Here is a 1,506-nt window from a genome sequence, read left to right as displayed (position 1 = left end):
GGGCGTCTCCGACTAATGGCGATGTTGCCCCGACTGATTTGTCAGACAACATTATAAATAGCGCGGCGGCGACACAATACGTCTTTGGGCCAACGTCGTACTGTCGGTAGGAATTCAAGCGAAGCACCGCTTCGCTCGACCGAGGAGAAGTGAATGCAAGTCATCGTGACCGGAGGGGCCGGTTTTCTCGGCGCGCGCTTGATCCAGGCGTTGCTCGAGGAAGGCCAGCGCATCGAGGGAGAGGCGATTACACGGGTGACGTCGATCGACCTCGCGCCCTGCCCACTCGACGATCCACGCGTCGAGTCATGGGTCGGGGATGTCGCCGACGAGGCGTTGATCGAGCGCGCCCTGGGCGAGGATACGCTCGCCGTGTGCCACTTGGCTGCCGTGGTCAGCTCCCAGGCGGAGGCTGATTTCGAGTTGGGAATGCGCGTCAACCTCGAGGCAACGCAGGCCCTGCTCGAGGCCTGTCGTGCGCATCCGCGCCGCTTGCCCTTTCTATTCGCCAGTTCGCTGGCGGTGTTTGGACCCGGGCTGGCACAGCCGGTGCCCGAAGAGGTCGGTCCCCAGCCGCGCTCTTCCTATGGCGCGCAGAAGGCCATCGGCGAGCTGCTGGTCAACGACTACAGCCGACGGGGCTTCATCGATGGGCGCGTCTGCCGCCTGCCGACCATCGTGGCGCGGCCCGGCAAGCCCAATCAGGCGGCATCTTCGTTCGCCAGCTCGATCATTCGTGAACCGCTGGCGGGACAGCGTGCCGTTTGCCCCGTGGATCCCGAACTGCCGCTTTGGTTGTCCTCGCCGCGTGCGGTGGTTGGCAATCTTCGCCATGCCTTGCAGCTCGACGGCGACGCGTTGGGTGAGTGGCGCACGCTCAACTTGCCAGGCATCACCGTCACGGTGACGCAACTGTTGGACGCATTGGAGCGCCAAGCCGGCGTCGAGAAGCGGGCGCTGGTGAGTTTCGAACCGGATGCCGCCATCGACAAGATCGTCGCCAGTTGGCCGGGGGAACTGGACATCGCGCGTCCGTTGTCGCTGGGCTTCCAGGCCGATGACGATGTCGACGCCGTGATTCGCGCCTATCGCGAGGATTACTTGAACGCCTGACGCCCGCCGAGGCCCGGCGGCCTTAACGGCCGTTCGAGGCGTCGGCGACATTCACGCACGCTTGCATCCCTGGATACACAACGCTGCTCAGACAGTCACAACAATGCACAGGAGTACGCCACCATGACGGAAACAGCCGCAGGTCCACAGGTCATCATCGGCCTGGGTATCGCTATCTTCGTAATGATCGCGCTGGTATTGAAAACCCGCGTGCATGCTTTGCTTGCGCTCATCATCGCCGCGTCGATTGCCGGGCTGATCGGCGGGATGCCGCCCAACGCGGTGATCGGTGCGATCACCGATGGCTTCGGTAGCACACTGTCGACCATCGGGTTGGTCATCGGCTTCGGGGTGATGATGGGACGTATCCTCGAAGTGTCGGGCGCCGGCCAG

At 63.5% G+C, this 1,506-nt stretch carries 1 protein-coding gene and 1 pseudogene; both read left to right on the top strand.

Translation table 11 applies throughout. The annotated features are described in order from the left end of the window. Positions 1-153: 153 nt before the first annotated feature. Positions 154-1,113: a D-erythronate dehydrogenase gene (gene denD / locus OP496_RS17710; RefSeq protein ID WP_280565229.1), complete on the top strand. Its 960-nt coding sequence runs from the start codon at positions 154-156 to the stop codon at positions 1,111-1,113. Positions 1,114-1,236: 123 nt separating this feature from the next. Further along, a pseudogene (locus tag OP496_RS17705) lies at positions 1,237-1,506 on the top strand (GntP family permease); the annotation flags it as partial.

The sequence above is a fragment of the Chromohalobacter sp. 48-RD10 genome (assembly GCF_029889785.1).
In the GTDB taxonomy this organism is placed as follows: domain Bacteria; phylum Pseudomonadota; class Gammaproteobacteria; order Pseudomonadales; family Halomonadaceae; genus Chromohalobacter.
This window is presented reverse-complemented; position numbering and strand designations above follow the sequence as displayed.